Below are 17,122 nucleotides of genomic sequence, written 5' to 3'. Positions count from 1 at the left end.
TATGCTCTCAGGTTTATTTTCACACTCCGCGGCCGGTGCCGCGGATTTTTCACATCTGGAACAGGCCAGCGTCGAGTTTCGTCATGTGGACAAACGCTACGGTGACCATCAGGTTTTAAACGACATTAACCTCACCATCACGCCCGGTGAAGTGGTTGCCATCCTCGGCCCTTCAGGCTCCGGTAAATCCACCCTGATCCGTCTTATCAACCAGCTTGAAACCCTGAGCGGCGGGGAGATTCTGGTCGACAACAAGCCTACCGGAAAGCTCTCCGGTACCGGGCTGCGTCAGCTGCGAAGCCGCGTGGGGTTTGTGTTCCAGCAGTTCAATCTTTACGCCCATCTCACCGCCAGCCAGAACATCACCCTGGCACTGGAGCACGTTCACGGCTGGAAACCGCATCCTGCTCAGGAGCGTGCGCTGGCCCTGCTGGAGAAAGTCGGGATGCTGGAAAAGGCCCACCATTACCCGGCAGAGCTTTCCGGCGGGCAGCAGCAGCGCGTGGCGATAGCCCGCGCCCTCGCCTCTTCACCGCAAATCATTCTGTTTGATGAACCCACCTCCGCGCTGGATCCGGAGATGATTGGTGAAGTGCTGTACGTGATGAAAGCCCTCGCCCACAGCGGGATCACGATGATCGTGGTGACCCATGAGATGCAGTTTGCCCGTGAAATTGCCGACCGGATTGTCTTTATCGACGGCGGGCAAATTCTGGAAACCGCGCCGCCGGCGCAGTTTTTCAGCCAGCCAGCGCATCCGCGCGCGCAGCGCTTCCTGCAAAAGGTGCTCAACCCGCTGCATCAGGAGCATCTGTAATGCCCGCGCTCGACTGGCAGGGGGTACTGACCGGACAGCCTCTGCAGTGGATACTCTCCGGATTCCTCACCACCCTGTGGGTGACGCTGGCGGGGATCGTGCTGGCCAGCCTGCTCGCACTGCTCTTTATGCTCCTGCGCCTTTCCGGGGGACGCGTCGGGAAAGCGATCGTCAGCGGCTGGGTATCACTCTTTCGCAATACCCCGCTGCTGGTGCAGCTACTGTTCTGGTATTTTGCCGCCTGGAACGGGCTGCCGCAGGCGTTTCGCGAAGCGGTCAACGCCGATCACAGCTGGTCGATTCTGCCCGGCGACGTCTGGTGGTTTACGCCCGAATTTTTATGCTCTGCCTGGGGGCTGGGCGTTTTTACCTCGGCGTTTTTAATCGAAGAGGTGGAAGCAGGATTGCGTTCCGTGCCCGCCGGGCAGCGGGAGGCGGCGCTCGCCCAGGGATTCTCCGCGTGGCGCTTGTTTCGCTTCATCCTTCTGCCGCAGGGCCTGGCCAACGCCTGGCAGCCCGTTGTGGGCCAGTATCTCAATCTGATGAAGCTCTCCTCGCTCGCCAGCGGGATTGGCTTCGCCGAGCTCACCTATCAGGTCAGGCAGATCGAAAGCTATAACGCGCACGCGCTGGAGGCGTTTACCCTCGGTACCGTGCTCTATCTGCTGACCGGCCTGGTCATGGGGATGGTACTGGTACGCCTTGGGCCACAGGCGAAACGTAAACGCCCGAACGTCGTCATCGCAGGGAGTGAAAAACATGATTGCCGGACTTAATGTCATCACCGATAACCTCGATTATCTGCTGTGGGGACGCGCGGCAACGGGTGAACCGGGAGGCGTACTGCTTTCGTTAATGATGGCAGCAGGCGCTGCGGTTATCGCTCTGCCCGGAGGGATACTGCTCGCGTGCCTGGCCTGGCGCTTTACCGGGCTCGTGCGAAAAGTCCTCTTTTTATGGGCAGAGCTGATTCGCGGTATCCCGCTCATCTTCGTAATTTTCTGGATGTGGTATCTCCTGCCGCTCATCACCGGGGGCGATCTGCCCGGGGCGCTGACCGTCACGCTGGCACTGGCCTGGTTTACGGCGGCCACCGTGATGCACTCGGTGCTGGCCGGGCTGAGCGCACTGCCGACCGGGCAGTACGAGGCCGCGCTGTCTCAGGGCTTCAGCACCCAACAAACCCTGTTGCACGTGCTGCTTCCGCAGGCGCTGAGGAATATTCTGCCGTCGCTGGTGGGGATTTTTATCAGCCTGCTGAAGGATACGTCGCTGGCGTTTATCGTGAACGTCCCTGAACTGACCACGGTGGCGGGACAGGTCAACAACCGGGTGCAAATCTACCCGGCGGCCATTTTTATCTTTACGGGCGTGGTTTACTACCTGCTCTGCTGCTCGCTCGAGCAGCTTGCGAAACGCTGGCGCCTTACCCGGCCAGCGCTTTAACCACCGTTTCCATTGCCTCGGTTGTCAATGCACTGCGTTTCACGCGCTGGTTCGCCAGCGCGGTACGCAGTACCCCGGCAATGACAATATGCTTTGGCTCCTGCCCTAAATCACGCATCTCAAGCACGACCTTCCCGACCACCCGGCACATCTCCTGGTACAGCGCTTCATCTTTGGTCACGTTACCCATCGTCATCACTCCATTGCCTTTTAAACGTTGAGCTTAAATGATTCTCCAGCCGGATACAAAAAAGAAGCCCGGCGAGAGACTCGCCGGGCTTCATCAGTAAAATCAGTAAATTAGTTGTTTACAGGAATAACCGCGCCTTTGTACTTGGTGCGGATCCAGTCCTGAATCTCTTTCGAGTGCAGCACGTTCACCAGCGCGACGATATCTTTCTTCTTCTCGTCACCGCGGTGTACGGTAATGATGTTGGCGTACGGGTTGTTTTCACCGCTCTCTACCGCAATCGGGTCGTGAACCGGATCCAGACCGGCGTCAATCGCGTAGTTGGCGTTGATCACCACCGCATCGCCTTCGTTGTTGTTGTACATCTGCGGCAGCAGAGACGCTTCAACGTTAGGCGTGAACTTCAGCTTTTTCGGGTTCTCGACGATGTCGCTGATGCGCGCGGTCACTTTATCGATGCCCGGCTTCAGCTTGATCACGCCCTCTTTCTCGAAGATGGAAAGAATACGGCCCTCTTCAGAAACCGCGTCACGCATGATGATCTTGCCGCCTTCCGGCAGGTCTTTCAGCGACTTGTATTTTTTGGAGTAGATGCCGATTGGCTCAATGTGGATCGCGCCCGCACTGACAAAATCGTAGTCCTTATCGCCCGCATGATCTTTCAGCACGCTGTTCAGGTAAGGAATATGCTGGAAATAGTTCGCGTCGATGTCATGACCCGCCAGCGCGGTATTCGGCAGAATGTAGTCCTGGAACGGTTTAATCTCCAGGTCGATACCCTGCTTCGCCAGAATCGGCTTTGCCTGCTCCAGAATTTCCGCATGCGGCGTGTTGGATGCACCCACGGTCAGGGTGTCGGCCCAGGAGGCGAAGCTCAGGGCGCTCAGGGTTGCTGCGGCGATCAGTGTCAGTGTCTTTTTCATGATGTGGTTCCTGTGTGTATTTATTAGCGTTTATCTAACAGTGAAGTAATGACATCGCCGCAGAACTGGATAATGAAAACGATGATCAGAATGGTCACCGTTGCCACCAGCGTGACGTCACCATGGTTGCGCTGGAATCCTTCCAGATAAGCCAGATTTCCCAAACCACCGGCGCCAATCACCCCCGCCATTGCGCTGTAGCTCACCAGCGCAATCAGCGTCACCGTAATACCTGATACCAGTGCGGGTGATGATTCCGGCAGTAAAACCCGAAACACGAGCGTGCTCAGTCGTGCGCCCATCGAGCGCGTCGCTTCAATCACGCCTTTATCCACTTCACGCAGGGCGATCTCCACCAGGCGTGCGTAGAACGGTGCGGCACCCACTATCAGGGCCGGCAGCGCCGCGTTGGCGCCAAGAATGGTGCCGACGACGGTCTTGGTGAACGGGATCAGCAGCACAATCAAAATGATGAACGGAATCGAGCGGAACACGTTCACCACAATCGAAATCACGCTGTAGACCGTGCGGTTATGGAACAGACCGCCGCGCGCGGTTAAAAACAGCGCCAGACCCAGCACGATGCCCAGCACAAAGGTCGCCACGCCGGACAGCGCGGTCATGTACAGCGTCTCAAGCGTCGCCGCCCAGAGCTGATCCCACTTGAGGTGCGGAAAGAGATTCTCAGCCATGTTTAATCACCTCGCCTTCAATATCGCTGTGCTGCAGGTCGGCGAGGATATTGTTCAGTTGTTCGTCAGATGCCACGACGTGCACCCAGAGTTGACCAAACACGCCGTGAGCGGTTTGGGTCATTTTTCCGTGCAGGATGTTAAACGGCAGGCCGTAGCGCAGCGTCAGTTCGCCCACAATCGGCTTATGCGTGCTGTGCCCGGTAAAGGTCAGCCTGATGACCGTCCCTTCCAGATCGTTTGCCAGTTCGGTATTGAACGTTTCTTCTTCAGCGTACTGGCTCACCTGACGCACAAACTGCTGCGTAATCGGCTGCTGCGGATGGGTAAAGACGCTCAGCACGTCTCCCTCTTCCACCACCTTACCGTTCTCCATTACCGCCACGCGGTCGCAGATTTTGCGCACCACGTGCATCTCGTGCGTGATGAGCACGATGGTCAGCTTAAAGCGGCGGTTAATATCCAGCAGCAGATCGAGGATCTGATCGGTGGTCTGCGGGTCAAGCGCGGAGGTGGCTTCATCGCAGAGCAGCACATCCGGGCGATTAGCCAGCGCACGCGCAATACCCACGCGCTGCTTTTGACCACCGCTCAGCTGCGACGGATAGGCATGCTCGCGGCCTTTCAGGCCAACGAGTTCAATAAGCTCGGCCACGCGGGCCTTAATTTCGGCTTTCGGTACGCCGGCAATTTGCATCGAGAACGCAATATTCTCGCTGACCGTGCGCGACCACAGCAGGTTAAAGTGCTGAAACACCATGCTGATCTTCAGACGCGCCTGGCGCAGCGCTTCACCTTTTGCGGCAGAAATGTTCTGCCCGTTGATGGTTACGCTGCCGCTGCTCGGTTTTTCCAGCCCGTTGAGCAGGCGGATAAGCGTACTTTTACCTGCGCCGCTGTAACCAATGATCCCGTATATCTGTCCCTGTGCTATCGTCAAATTGACGTTATCAACGGCTGTGAGTGCCACCTTTCCGTTGTCAAAAACCTTCGAAATATTGCTCAGTACAATCATTCTTATTCATTATCCGTGCCGCCCGTGGCGGTTTAGCAGTATGGATGTCCAAACGATAGTAAACAGCCGTTACCCGCTTTTAAATGAACAAAAAAGAATGTGTTATAACTTTCCGAAATAAACAGCGGATTTACCGGGTGGGAAGCATTTAGACCAATTTCAGCAATGATTATCTGCCGGATGCATATCTGCTGGCGGACGGGCGCAAAAAACGGTCATTTTTGCAGCATTTTATCCCGATATAGCCATCCTCACATCCAGACAACTTTACGTCTTGCTGTCCTGCCATCCAGAAATGGCATTTATATTCCTTTCTGTTCTAAACGGCAGTGAATGGTTCTTTATTGAGAAAATTTCACCGCCCTATCATCCCGTCATGACATCCAGAAAGGAAAACATCATGACGATTTATCACTCCGTCACCGAACTGATTGGTCGTACCCCGCTGATCCAGCTGCATAAGCTTGATACCGGTCCCTGCTCGCTCTTTCTGAAGCTGGAAAACCAGAACCCGGGCGGTTCGATTAAGGATCGCGTTGCGCTGTCAATGATTAACGAAGCGGAACGTACCGGTAGGCTGAAGCCTGGCGGCACGATAATTGAGGCTACGGCGGGCAATACCGGTCTCGGCCTGGCCCTGATCGCCGCCCAGAAAGGCTACTCGCTGATTCTGGTGGTGCCGGACAAAATGAGCCGCGAGAAGATTTTCCACCTGCGCGCGCTGGGTGCCCAGGTGGTGCTGACCCGCTCCGACGTCAATAAGGGCCACCCGGCCTATTACCAGGATTACGCCCAGCGCCTGGCCAGTGAGCTGCCCGGCGCGTTTTACATCGACCAGTTCAACAACGAAGCCAACCCGCTGGCGCACCGCACCACCACGGCGCCGGAACTGTATGAACAGCTTGACGGCCGGATCGATGCCATCGTCGTGGGCGTCGGCTCAGGCGGCACGCTGGGCGGCCTGCAGGCGTGGTTCGCCGAGCACTCTCCGCATACTGAATTTGTCCTGGCAGACCCGGCCGGATCCGTTCTGGCCGACCAGGTGGAAACCGGACGCTACCACGACGCGGGCTCCTGGCTGGTTGAGGGAATTGGTGAAGACTTTATTCCGCCGCTGGCCCACATTGAAGGGGTGAATCGCGCCTGGCGCATCACCGACCGCGAAGCCTTCACCACCGCGCGCGAGCTGCTGAAAACGGAGGGCATTCTGGCGGGTTCCTCCAGCGGCACGCTGCTGGCGGCCGCGCTGAAGTATTGCCAGGCGCAGACCACGCCGAAGCGCGTGGTGACCTTCGCCTGCGACAGCGGCAATAAATATCTCTCGAAGATGTTCAACGACGACTGGATGCGACAGCAGGGGCTCATCACGCGTCCTCAGGCCGGCGACCTCTCTGACTACATCGCCCTGCGCCACGATGAAGGCGCCACCGTTACCGCGGGCCCGGACGACACGCTTTCCACCGTTCTGGCACGCATGCGTCTGTATGACATCTCCCAGCTGCCGGTGCTGGAGAACGGCAAGGTGGTCGGCATTATCGACGAGTGGGATCTCCTGCGGCATATCGGCGGCGACGGCGATCGCTTCGCGCTGCCGGTGACGGCAGCCATGACGCGTCAGGTGGAGTTTCTTGATAAACACGCCCCGGAAAGCGCCCTGCACGCCATCTTCGACCGCGGCCTGGTGGCCGTCATTAATGACAACGACCGTTTTCTCGGTCTGATTACGCGCAGCGACGTTCTGACCGCCTGGCGCAACCGTCTTCAGCAATAAAGGAACAGATGATGAAAAACCTGGCTACCCTGAGCGTCCACAGCGGCGAGTTCAACGACCAGCACGGCGCCGTCATGCCGCCGATTTACGCCACCTCGACGTTTGCGCAACCGTCACCCGGCGAGCATACCGGCTATGAGTATTCGCGCAGCGGCAACCCTACCCGCCACGCGCTGGAAACCGCGATCGCCGAACTGGAGGGCGGCGCGCGCGGCTACGCCTTCGCCTCCGGTCTGGCGGCCATCTCCACGGTGCTCGAACTGCTGGATAAAGACAGCCATATCGTTGCCATTGATGACGTTTACGGCGGGACGTACCGCCTGATCGAAAACGTGCGCAAGCGCAGCACCGGCCTGCAGGTCAGCTGGGTTAAACCGGACGACCTCGCCGGGCTCGAGGCCGCCATCCGCCCTGATACGCGAATGGTGTGGGTCGAGACGCCGACCAACCCGCTGCTGAAGCTGGCGGATCTGGCGGCCATCGCGGCAATCGCCCGTCGTCATAACGTCATCAGCGTGGCGGATAACACCTTCGCGTCGCCGGTGATCCACCGTCCGCTGGAGTCGGGTTTCGATATCGTGGTGCACTCCGCCACCAAATACCTTAACGGCCACTCTGACGTGGTCGCCGGGCTGGCGATTGTCGGGGATAACAAGGAACTGGCGGACAAGCTGGGCTATCTGCAAAACGCGGTGGGCGGCGTTCTGGATCCGTTCAGCAGTTTCCTGACGCTGCGCGGTATTCGCACGCTCGCGCTGAGGGTCGAAAAGCACAGCACCAACGCGCTGGCGATTGCGCAATGGCTGGAGCAACACCCTCTGGTCGAAAAGGTGTTCTATCCCGGCCTGGAGTCGCATCCGCAATATCAGCTTGCCCGCACCCAGATGGCCCTGCCCGGTGGCATGATTTCCGTCGTGGTAAAAGGCGATGCGCAACGCGCCGCCGAGGTGATTCGCAACCTGAAGTTGTTCACCCTCGCGGAGAGCCTGGGCGGCGTGGAAAGTCTGGTGAGCCAGCCTTACAGCATGACCCACGCGTCGATTCCGCTCGAGCAACGCCTGGCAAACGGCATTGTGCCGCAGCTGATCCGCCTGTCAGTCGGGATTGAAGATCCCAAAGACCTGATTGCCGACCTCAGCCAGGCGCTGCAAAAATAAGCAAAATGCGGCAGGTCCCTCACCTGCCGCCACAAGTTGTCATCATGGCTTAACGCATTGATAACAATATTATGTGAAACTGCACAGATTATTTCTGAAACACCGTTTCCATTTTCCTTTTATCTTCAAATCAGCGTATAATGCGCGCCTAATCCCTGGTGAATGGTTTCAGCGCTTGGAATACAAAAAACAACGTACAACTTCTCCTCTCCTTCGTTGGGCTGTCACTCAGGCACACTTTCTTCTGCACGCTCATTTGATGTCTCCTATCCTTAGTGCGTGTCATATACTCTTTTGCAACACAGGTTTGACTCCGCGGCGGTGCGCCCCCGGAGCGAGATTTCCATATCCTTCCCAACTTAAAGACTAAGACTGTCATGAAAAAGACGAAAATTGTTTGTACTATCGGCCCGAAAACCGAATCTGAAGAGATGCTGAGCAAAATGCTGGATGCCGGCATGAACGTGATGCGTCTGAACTTCTCCCACGGTGACTACGCAGAACACGGTCAGCGTATCCAGAACTTGCGCAACGTGATGAGCAAGACCGGTAAAAAAGCCGCGATCCTGCTGGATACCAAAGGTCCAGAAATCCGTACTATCAAACTGGAAGGCGGTAACGATGTCTCTCTGAAAGCAGGCCAGACCTTCACCTTCACCACCGACAAATCCGTTGTCGGCAACAGCGAAATCGTTGCAGTGACCTATGAAGGCTTCACCAACGACCTGTCCGTCGGTAACACCGTGCTGGTAGACGATGGTCTGATCGGTATGGAAGTCACCGCGATCGAAGGCAACAAGGTTATCTGTAAAGTGCTGAACAACGGCGACCTGGGCGAAAACAAAGGCGTTAACCTGCCAGGCGTCTCTATCGCACTGCCAGCGCTGGCTGAAAAAGACAAACAGGACCTGATCTTCGGTTGCGAACAAGGCGTTGACTTTGTTGCGGCATCCTTCATCCGTAAGCGTTCTGACGTAGTTGAAATTCGTGAGCACCTGAAAGCGCACGGCGGCGAGAAGATCCAGATCATCTCCAAAATTGAAAACCAGGAAGGCCTGAACAACTTCGACGAAATCCTCGAAGCGTCTGACGGCATCATGGTTGCACGTGGCGACCTGGGTGTAGAAATCCCGGTTGAAGAAGTGATCTTCGCGCAGAAGATGATGATCGAGAAATGCGTGCGCGCGCGTAAAGTGGTTATCACCGCAACGCAGATGCTGGACTCCATGATCAAAAACCCACGCCCTACCCGCGCTGAAGCAGGCGACGTGGCAAACGCCATCCTCGACGGTACTGATGCGGTTATGCTGTCCGGTGAATCCGCCAAAGGTAAATATCCGCTGGAAGCGGTGTCCATCATGGCCACCATCTGCGAACGTACCGACCGCGTGATGAAAAGCCGTCTGGACTACAACAACGACAGCCGCAAGCTGCGCATCACCGAAGCGGTATGCCGCGGTGCGGTAGAAACGGCTGAGAAACTGGAAGCCCCACTGATCGTGGTTGCCACCCAGGGCGGTAAATCTGCTCGCGCCGTGCGTAAATACTTCCCGGATGCGACTATCCTGGCGCTGACCACCAACGAAACCACTGCCCGTCAGCTGGTGCTGAGCAAAGGCGTGATCCCACACCTGGTGAAAGAGATCGCGTCTACGGATGATTTCTACCGTCTGGGTAAAGAAGTGGCTCTGGAGCTGGTTGATCGTGGTCTGGCACAGAAAGGTGACGTTGTGGTCATGGTTTCTGGCGCACTGGTACCAAGCGGCACTACCAATACCGCATCTGTTCACGTGCTGTAATAATTCCTGAACGAATTAATTTGGATAAAAAGCGCCCTCCGGGCGCTTTTTTTATTCCTGGCATTAGCCAAACGCATTCAAAATGCAAATCGGGTTTTTCTATTTAATTGCGAATTATCTAAGATGAATCCGATGATAAATGCCTTTTTTTCCTTAGATTTTTGCCCGAAAAGGGCTGATTCGATGCTTCTTTGAGCGAACGATCAAAAATAGGTGTATTCCCATCAAAAAAATATTCTCAACCCAAAAAACTTTGTGTAATACTTGTAACGCTACATGGAGATTAACTCAATCTAGAGGGTATTAATAATGAATCGTACTAAACTGGTACTGGGCGCGGTAATCCTGGGTTCTACTCTGCTGGCTGGTTGCTCCAGCAACGCTAAAATCGATCAGCTGTCTTCTGACGTTCAGACTCTGAACGCTAAAGTTGACCAGCTGAGCAACGACGTGAACGCAATCCGTTCCGACGTTCAGGCTGCTAAAGACGACGCAGCTCGCGCTAACCAGCGTCTGGACAACCAGGCTACTAAATACCGTAAGTAATAGTACCTGTTAATAAAATGGCGCACATTGTGCGCCATTTTTTTTGCCTGCGTCAAACGGCTACTGCGTCACCTTCTCTCCTTCATCTTCCGCTACCGCAGCAGATACCCGGCTGTTCTGCACCGACAACACGCTATTGCTGGCTGACGGGCCGCTACCGGACGACACGATAACCGGGATCCCGGCGCGACGTGACAGGGCTTTATCAATCAGCGCCTTATCGCTTCCCGCCTGAGAAACAAAGGTCGCAAAGTCAGCGGAATGGGTAATGGGCGAGACCTGCGGATTCTCCCCTTCTACCTGCGCAAGCGGACGGTGGACTTCAATATAGCGTTTACCATCCGGCTCAACGGAGAATTTCACGGGTTCATTAATAATCTGCACCCGCGTGCCCACCCGCACCTGTTCGAACAGGGCCTTAATGTCCGGGGCGTTCATCCGCATACAGCCGGAGCTGACCCGCAGGCCGACGCTGTCCGGCGCGCTGGTGCCGTGGATAAGATATTCCCCATTCCCCACGCCTAAACGCAGCGCGAAGCGTCCCAGGGGGTTATTTGGCCCGGCAGGAACCACCGGAGGCAATTTGATGCCCTGCTCCAGAGAACGTGCTCTGATGCCCGGCGTGGGCGTCCAGGTGGGATTAGGGATCTTCTGGCTCACCCGCGTGGTCGTCACCGGCGTTTCCAGCCCCAGCTGTCCGATACCCAGCGGGAAAACCTGAACAATGTTTTGCCCCGGCGGGAAGTAGTAGAGCCGAAGCTCAGCGAGATTCACCACAATCCCCTCGCGCGGCGTATCCGGCAACAGCATTTGCGACGGAATGGTAATGACGGTTCCCGGCGCAGGGTTAACCGGCGCAATGGTATTGTTGGTTTCCAGGATCACCTGCGCCGCCGTATTAAACCGACGGGCGATGGTCTGCAGCTTATTATCCCCTTCCTGTATCGTGTAGGTTTGATTTTGCCCAATCAGACGACTGCCTGCGGGCGGCAACGGATAGTCCATCGCGCGGGCCGAATTAAGGGCACCGAGCGAACTGAGGAGTAATAGAGTTATGAGAGACGCGCGCTTCATGCTGAGATTCCTTATTCACTGACAGAACGCCAGAAAGCTGAAAAACCAGCGAGGCGGGAACCACCTCGCGAAACAGAATGAATGCTGTTCTGTAAGTCTAGCTAAGGATTGCAGCTTTGGCGCGGATGGCGCGAATCATCGCTTCCAGTCCCTGAGAACGGGACGGGGTGAGGTGTTGGGTTAAGGCCATTTTTTCAAACCACGGGCGGACATCGAACGCGACAATATCCTGCGCCGACATCTGCTGATAAAGGCTAAAGACGACCGCAATAAGCCCTTTTACAATGGCGGCATCGCTGTCGCCGCGCAATTCTATCGTGCCGTCATCAGACTGCGTCATCACAATCCAGACCTGGCTCTGACAGCCCTGAATAATATTTTCCGGGCTATGCGCCTCTTCACCGAGCGGCGGCAGACGCTGCCCCAGCTCGATGATATAAAGGTACTTCTCTTCCCAGTTTGCGCAACGCCCAAAGTTGCGCAGCAATTTGTCTCTGTCCGGCAGTTCTGCCATCGTTTGCCTCTCCGTTAACCCAGCAGCTGGTGAATGCGCTTAAGCCCCGCCACCAGCCTGTCGACCTCTTCCGTCGTGTTGTACATCACCAGAGATGCGCGGCACATTGCCGGCACCTGGTAAAACGCCATCAGCGGCATGGCGCAGTGGTGCCCGGTGCGGACAGCCACGCCGTAGTTATCAAGGAAACTGCCCACGTCATAGGCGTGGTGTTTCCCGAGATTGAACGCGATCACCCCCTGACGATCGGCAGGCCCGTAGAGGGTCAAATCCGGCACGCTGGCAAGCTCCGCAAGCGCGTAGTGCATCAGCAGTCGTTCATACTCCTGAATGCTTTCAAGGCCGATTGCGGAGACGTAGGAGACCGCCGCCCCCAGACCGATAATCCCGCCGGTATTGGGCGTACCCGCCTCAAAACGCCACGGCGCACGCGCGTAGGTGGTGCCTTCCGTCAGGCTGACGGTGGCGATCATCGAGCCGCCCCCTTCCCACGGCGGCATCGCCTGCAGAATGTCTTCCTTCACGTAGAGCACGCCGATCCCGGTCGGCCCATAGAGCTTGTGGCCTGAGAAGACGTAGAAATCACAGTCCAGCGCCTGAACGTCAACCGCGTGGTGCATTACCGCCTGGGCGCCGTCAATCAGGACCTTTGCGCCCGCCTGACGGGCTTTTTCCACAATCGCTGCCACCGGGTTTTCAGTCCCCAGCACGTTGGAAACCTGAGTAACCGCCACCAGCCGCGTGCGGCCATCCAGCAGTGCATCGAGCTGCTCAAGCTGAAGCGTCCCGTCAACGTTGAGCGGAATGACCCGCAATTGCGCACCAACGCGCTCGCAGAGCATCTGCCACGGCACGATATTGGCGTGATGCTCCATCTGGGTGATGATGATGTTATCCCCCGCGTGGACCTGCGCGTTGCCCCAGCTGTTAGCGACAAGGTTGATCCCTTCGGTGGTTCCGCGCACGAAGACCAGCTCTTCCGGCGAGCGGGCGTTAAGAAAAGCGGCAAGCTGCGTGCGCACGTTTTCCATCCGCTGGGTCGCCTCGGCGCTCAGGGTATGAATACCGCGATGCACGGCGGCATAGCCGTGGCGATAAAACTCGGCTTCGGCATCCACCACTTGATTCGGCTTCTGCGCGCTGGCCGCGCTGTCCAGATAGGCCAGAGGAAGACCGTTCACTTCACGGGTCAGAACCGGGAAATCTGCCCGTACTTTCTCAACGGGAAAACTCATGCTTCGCCTCCAGGCAGACGCTGACCGATACGCGCCAGCACCTGCTGTTTTAACTGACCATCGTGCAGCGCTTCCGTCAGTTCGGCGGCAAACGCATAGATAATCATTTTCTGCGCCGCCTGCTGGTCGATACCGCGGGAACGCAGGTAGAACATCTGTTCGTCGTCGATTCGCCCGACCGTCGCACCGTGGCTGCACTTCACGTCGTCGGCGTAGATCTCCAGCTGCGGTTTGGTGTCCACCTCCGCCAGTCGGCCCAACAGCAGATTGTTGTTGGTCATCTGCCCGTCGGTTTTAATGGCGTGCTGCGCCACGTTAATCAGACCGTTAAACACCGCTCGCCCTTTATCACTCACGATGGTTTTGTGCAGCTGGCGGCTGTTGCAGTAGCCTTTGTTGTGCTCCAGCCACGTGCGCGTGTCGCACACCTCAGATTTAACCGGCATCGCCAGGCTGTTGATGCGCAGCGTGGTGTTTTCACCGTTAAGCTGCGTGCTGGTGTTGTGGCGCAGCACCGACCCGCCGAGCAGGAAGCTATGGCTGTACGCCGCCGCATCCTGGCCCAGGACAATGTCGTTATGGGCAAAGTGGTGGCTCTGCGCATTCTCAAACGCCAGCTTGATGTGGTGTAGCTGGGCATTAGCCGCCACGTTCATCGTCAGACGCGACCCGGTAAAGTGACGCGTCTCATTGAGGCTGACGTAATGTTCGATGATCGTGGCCTCGGCGCCCTCCGCCAGCTCAAGATGGTGACGATAGTGCGCGGTATTGATTTCGTCGCCGTCCAGACCCTGAGTGATGTGCATCAGCAGCAGCGGCTTAGCCGGACGCTGGTTACGCTTCACGTGGATGTGCGTCACGCTGCGGGCCAGGCTCTCGGTCAGGTGCAGGAAAACCTCAGGCTGAACCGGGGCGCTCAGGGGCTGGCGATCGTCGTTTATCTCAATCTCAAATCCGCTCGCCTGAAGAGCGTCGCTCAGCTCCGGACGGAACTGACCGTCGACAAACACCAGGCGCAGGGCATCGACACGCAAGGCCAGCGCGTCGCGCTGTGCTGGGGTGAGATCCGCCAGACGAGTCACAAACTCGGCGTTTAGCAGGCCATCGAGCGGAGTATATTTCCAGTTCTCATGCTTACGCGTCGGCAGACCAAGACGCAGCATCTGCTGCAGATGCTGCTGCGCCTGCGCCGAGCGCGTGCCGCCCTGGGCTTCAAACAGCCGGTGCCACTGCTGGAGCGCATTACTGCTGTTCGGTAAGCCAGCCATAGCCCTGCTCCTCCAGTTGTTTAACCAGCGTGAAATCACCGGATTTCACAATGCGCCCCTGGTAAAGCACGTGGACGTAATCCGGCTTGATGTAGTCCAGAATGCGCTGATAGTGGGTGACGATGATGAATGAACGCTTGCCGTCGCGCAGGGAGTTGACGCCGTCAGCGACAATCTTCAGGGCGTCGATATCCAGACCGGAGTCGGTCTCATCCAGAATGCACAGCTCGGGCTCCAGCACCGCCATCTGCAGAATGTCGTTACGCTTTTTCTCGCCGCCGGAAAAGCCAACGTTCACCGAGCGGGTCAGCAGATCCTCCGGCATTTTCAGCAGCTTGATCTTCTCTTCCATCAGGTCCTGGAAGTCGAAGCGGTCGAGCGCCTCCAGCCCACGGTATTTGCGCACCGCGTTGAGCGCAGTTTGCAGGAAGAACTGATTACTGACGCCTGGAATTTCGACCGGGTACTGGAAGGCCATAAAAATGCCCTCTCCCGCACGATCTTCCGGCGACATCTCCAGCAGATTTTTGCCGTTAAACTCGACCGAGCCGTGGGTTACTTCATAATCTTCGCGTCCGGCCAGCGTGGCAGAAAGCGTACTTTTCCCGGAACCGTTCGGCCCCATGATGGCGTGGACTTCGCCCGGCTTGACGTCAAAATTGAGGCCACGCAGGATGGCTTTGTCTTCTACGCTGACCTTTAAATCTTTAATGCTTAACATGTGCTTTCCTTAACCGACGCTGTGTTCAAGACTAATGGCGAGGAGTTTCTGGGCTTCAACGGCAAATTCCAGCGGCAGTTCAGAGAACACGTCCTTACAGAAGCCGTTAACGATCATCGAGATGGCGTCTTCTTCGCTGATCCCGCGCTGCAGGCAGTAGAAGAGCTGATCTTCCCCAATCCGTGACGTCGTCGCCTCGTGCTCAAGCTGGGCCGTATTGTTGCGGCACTCAACGTACGGGAAGGTATGCGCCCCGCAGTCTGCGCCAATCAGCATCGAGTCACACTGGGTAAAGTTTCGTGCATTGGTGGCCGTCGGCATGATTTTCACCAGCCCGCGATAGCTGTTCTGGCTGTGCCCGGCAGAGATCCCTTTCGAGATGATGGTTGACCTGGTATTTTTACCAATGTGGATCATCTTGGTGCCGGTGTCCGCCTGCTGATGGCCGCTGGTGAGCGCCACCGAGTAAAACTCGCCTATGGAGTTATCGCCGCGCAGGATACAGCTCGGGTATTTCCAGGTGATGGCCGAGCCGGTTTCGGACTGGGTCCACGACATCTTGCTGTTTTCGCCTTCGCACAGCGCACGCTTGGTTACGAAGTTCAGGATGCCGCCGGTATTGCCGTCGCCCGGGAACCAGTTTTGCACCGTCGAGTATTTCACCTCGGCGTCTTTATGGATAATGACCTCCACCACCGCCGCGTGCAGCTGATAGCTGTCGCGGACCGGGGCCGAGCATCCTTCGATGTAGCTGACGTAGCTGCCTTCATCCGCGACCAGAATCGTACGTTCGAACTGACCGGTTTTTTCGGCATTGATGCGGAAATAGGTCGAGAGCTCCATCGGACAGCGCACGCCTTTCGGCACGTAAATAAAGGTGCCGTCCGAGGCTACCGCCGCGTTGAGCGCCGCAAAGAAGTTGTCGTTAGAGGGCACCACGGTCCCGATGTACTTTTTCACCAGTTCCGGATGATCGTGAATCGCTTCGCCAAAGGAGCAGAAAATGATCCCCTGCTCTGCCAGCTTCTCGCGGTAGGTGGTTGCCACCGAGACGGAGTCGAAAATGGCGTCCACCGCCACCTCTTTCCCCTCACGCACGGGCACGCCCAGCTGGTTAAAGGCTTCTTCAACCTCTTTGCTGAGGAAGCTGTTTTCCGCGCCGGTTTGCTGCACCGCGCCGGGCTGTGAGGCGCAGGTGTCGTCGCAGCTACCGCATGAGGGCGCGGAGTAGTAGCTATAGTCCTGATAGTTCAGCTTGTCATAATGCGCTTTCAGCCAGTGCGGCTCTTCCATCTCCAGCCAGGCGCGGAATGCGCTCAGACGAAACTCCAGCATCCACTCGGGCTCGTTACGTTTCGCCGAGATCGCCCGCACGACATCTTCGTTAATGCCTTTTGCCAGCTCATCGGTCTGCAGCTGGGTGAAGAACCCCTCTTTATAGTTGAGGTGCCCACCGCTCCAGGTATTTACTTCACTCGTTGCTTCAGTATTACGAGACATAGTACCGCCTATACCCCAAAGCTTTCGCCGCAGCCGCATTCGTTCTGGGCTTTCGGGTTATGAAATTTGAATAACTGGTTTAAGCCCTCGCGGACGTAGTCCACTTCGGTGCCGTCAATAAACGGCATTGCCTGCAGCGCCACATACAATTTCGCACCGTCAGTCTCGAACACCAGGTCATCTTTTTCGGGTTCGGTGACGGTATCGAGCACGTAGCCGAAACCTGCGCAACCTGTCTGTTTGACACCCAAACGCACGCCGAGGATCTCGGGCTTTTTCGCCACCAGCTCATGAATATGTGCCGCCGCCGCTGGCGTGAGCGCTAACCCGCGCCAGGCGAAATCGGCAGGATTAAAGGTTTCTGAATGCAGTTCCATAGGTCCACCTCATCTGATAAGCCATCAGGGCATAACACCATGTTAGTGATAACGATTATCACTTCAACCCTCTGTCA

The 17,122-nt window shown here is 56.8% G+C and carries 18 protein-coding genes; 7 read left to right on the top strand and 11 right to left on the bottom strand.

Annotation, left to right across the window (positions count from 1 at the left end; all coding sequences use genetic code 11):
• The first annotated feature begins 1 nt into the window (after position 1).
• The 3 genes from ELK40_RS09780 to ELK40_RS09770 are packed head-to-tail and all read left to right on the top strand — an operon-like array spanning position 2 to position 2,263.
• On the top strand, positions 2–817 hold the full coding sequence (locus tag ELK40_RS09780) for an amino acid ABC transporter ATP-binding protein (RefSeq protein ID WP_127730519.1): 816 nt from the start codon (positions 2–4) through the stop codon (positions 815–817).
• Positions 817–1,593, top strand: a complete 777-nt coding sequence (locus tag ELK40_RS09775) for an amino acid ABC transporter permease (protein WP_127730517.1) — start codon at positions 817–819, stop codon at positions 1,591–1,593. The genes ELK40_RS09780 and ELK40_RS09775 overlap by 1 nt, the downstream gene beginning before the upstream one ends.
• Entirely contained in the window at positions 1,577–2,263 is a 687-nt protein-coding gene (locus tag ELK40_RS09770) for an amino acid ABC transporter permease (protein WP_127730515.1), read from the top strand. The genes ELK40_RS09775 and ELK40_RS09770 overlap by 17 nt, the downstream gene beginning before the upstream one ends.
• Here ELK40_RS09770 and fumD read toward each other — a convergent pair.
• The 4 genes from fumD to ELK40_RS09750 all read right to left on the bottom strand — a co-directional run bounded on the left by fumD (position 2,244) and on the right by ELK40_RS09750 (position 5,083).
• Positions 2,244–2,453: a fumarate hydratase FumD gene (gene fumD, locus ELK40_RS09765; RefSeq protein WP_023343959.1), complete on the bottom strand. Its 210-nt coding sequence runs from the start codon at positions 2,451–2,453 to the stop codon at positions 2,244–2,246. The genes ELK40_RS09770 and fumD overlap by 20 nt on opposite strands.
• Positions 2,454–2,563: 110 nt before the next feature.
• Positions 2,564–3,376 (bottom strand): MetQ/NlpA family ABC transporter substrate-binding protein, encoded by an 813-nt coding sequence (locus ELK40_RS09760; protein WP_008500616.1) that lies wholly within the window; start codon positions 3,374–3,376, stop codon positions 2,564–2,566.
• A 23-nt stretch (positions 3,377–3,399) separates the two neighbouring features.
• A complete protein-coding gene (locus tag ELK40_RS09755) occupies positions 3,400–4,068 on the bottom strand; it encodes a methionine ABC transporter permease (protein ID WP_008500617.1) in 669 nt (222 codons plus the stop codon).
• The gene (locus tag ELK40_RS09750) at positions 4,061–5,083 is read right to left on the bottom strand and encodes an ATP-binding cassette domain-containing protein (protein WP_045910313.1); all 1,023 of its coding nucleotides are present in this window, start codon (positions 5,081–5,083) and stop codon (positions 4,061–4,063) included. The genes ELK40_RS09755 and ELK40_RS09750 overlap by 8 nt, the downstream gene beginning before the upstream one ends.
• Before the next feature lie 400 nt (positions 5,084–5,483).
• Here ELK40_RS09750 and ELK40_RS09745 point away from each other — a divergent pair, with 400 nt between their 5' ends.
• From ELK40_RS09745 to lpp, 4 genes are all read left to right on the top strand, one after another.
• Positions 5,484–6,854, top strand: coding sequence for a cystathionine beta-synthase (locus ELK40_RS09745; RefSeq protein WP_127730513.1), 1,371 nt, complete (start codon positions 5,484–5,486; stop codon positions 6,852–6,854).
• 11 nt (positions 6,855–6,865) lie between these two features.
• A complete protein-coding gene (locus tag ELK40_RS09740; RefSeq protein ID WP_127732769.1) occupies positions 6,866–8,011 on the top strand; it encodes a PLP-dependent aspartate aminotransferase family protein in 1,146 nt (381 codons plus the stop codon).
• Positions 8,012–8,388: 377 nt separating this feature from the next.
• Positions 8,389–9,810 (top strand): pyruvate kinase PykF, encoded by a 1,422-nt coding sequence (gene pykF / locus ELK40_RS09735; RefSeq protein ID WP_115874849.1) that lies wholly within the window; start codon positions 8,389–8,391, stop codon positions 9,808–9,810.
• Between the two features lie 309 nt (positions 9,811–10,119).
• Positions 10,120–10,356 carry a murein lipoprotein Lpp gene (gene lpp, locus ELK40_RS09730; RefSeq protein WP_010430241.1) on the top strand — a complete coding sequence of 79 codons (237 nt, stop codon included), beginning with the start codon at positions 10,120–10,122 and terminating at the stop codon, positions 10,354–10,356.
• Between the two features lie 60 nt (positions 10,357–10,416).
• Here the strand turns inward: lpp and ELK40_RS09725 are convergent, their stop codons facing one another.
• From ELK40_RS09725 to sufA, 7 genes are all read right to left on the bottom strand, one after another.
• On the bottom strand, positions 10,417–11,430 hold the full coding sequence (locus ELK40_RS09725) for a L,D-transpeptidase family protein (protein WP_115874848.1): 1,014 nt from the start codon (positions 11,428–11,430) through the stop codon (positions 10,417–10,419).
• A 97-nt stretch (positions 11,431–11,527) separates the two neighbouring features.
• The gene (gene sufE, locus ELK40_RS09720; RefSeq protein WP_115874847.1) at positions 11,528–11,944 is read right to left on the bottom strand and encodes a cysteine desulfuration protein SufE; all 417 of its coding nucleotides are present in this window, start codon (positions 11,942–11,944) and stop codon (positions 11,528–11,530) included.
• A gap of 14 nt (positions 11,945–11,958) precedes the next feature.
• Positions 11,959–13,179, bottom strand: coding sequence for a cysteine desulfurase SufS (sufS, locus tag ELK40_RS09715; RefSeq protein ID WP_127730511.1), 1,221 nt, complete (start codon positions 13,177–13,179; stop codon positions 11,959–11,961).
• On the bottom strand, positions 13,176–14,447 hold the full coding sequence (sufD, locus tag ELK40_RS09710; protein ID WP_127730509.1) for a Fe-S cluster assembly protein SufD: 1,272 nt from the start codon (positions 14,445–14,447) through the stop codon (positions 13,176–13,178). Before sufD ends, sufS begins: the two co-directional genes overlap by 4 nt.
• Positions 14,422–15,168 carry a Fe-S cluster assembly ATPase SufC gene (gene sufC, locus ELK40_RS09705; protein ID WP_127730507.1) on the bottom strand — a complete coding sequence of 249 codons (747 nt, stop codon included), beginning with the start codon at positions 15,166–15,168 and terminating at the stop codon, positions 14,422–14,424. The genes sufD and sufC overlap by 26 nt, the downstream gene beginning before the upstream one ends.
• 9 nt (positions 15,169–15,177) lie before the next feature.
• Positions 15,178–16,668 carry a Fe-S cluster assembly protein SufB gene (sufB, locus tag ELK40_RS09700; RefSeq protein WP_111965634.1) on the bottom strand — a complete coding sequence of 497 codons (1,491 nt, stop codon included), beginning with the start codon at positions 16,666–16,668 and terminating at the stop codon, positions 15,178–15,180.
• 8 nt (positions 16,669–16,676) lie between these two features.
• Entirely contained in the window at positions 16,677–17,045 is a 369-nt protein-coding gene (gene sufA, locus ELK40_RS09695; protein ID WP_127730505.1) for a Fe-S cluster assembly scaffold SufA, read from the bottom strand.
• Between the last annotated feature and the right edge of the window lie 77 nt (positions 17,046–17,122).

Origin of the sequence: Enterobacter sp. N18-03635, from assembly GCF_004006055.1 — a bacterium.
In the GTDB taxonomy this organism is placed as follows: domain Bacteria; phylum Pseudomonadota; class Gammaproteobacteria; order Enterobacterales; family Enterobacteriaceae; genus Enterobacter; species Enterobacter vonholyi.
This window is presented reverse-complemented; position numbering and strand designations above follow the sequence as displayed.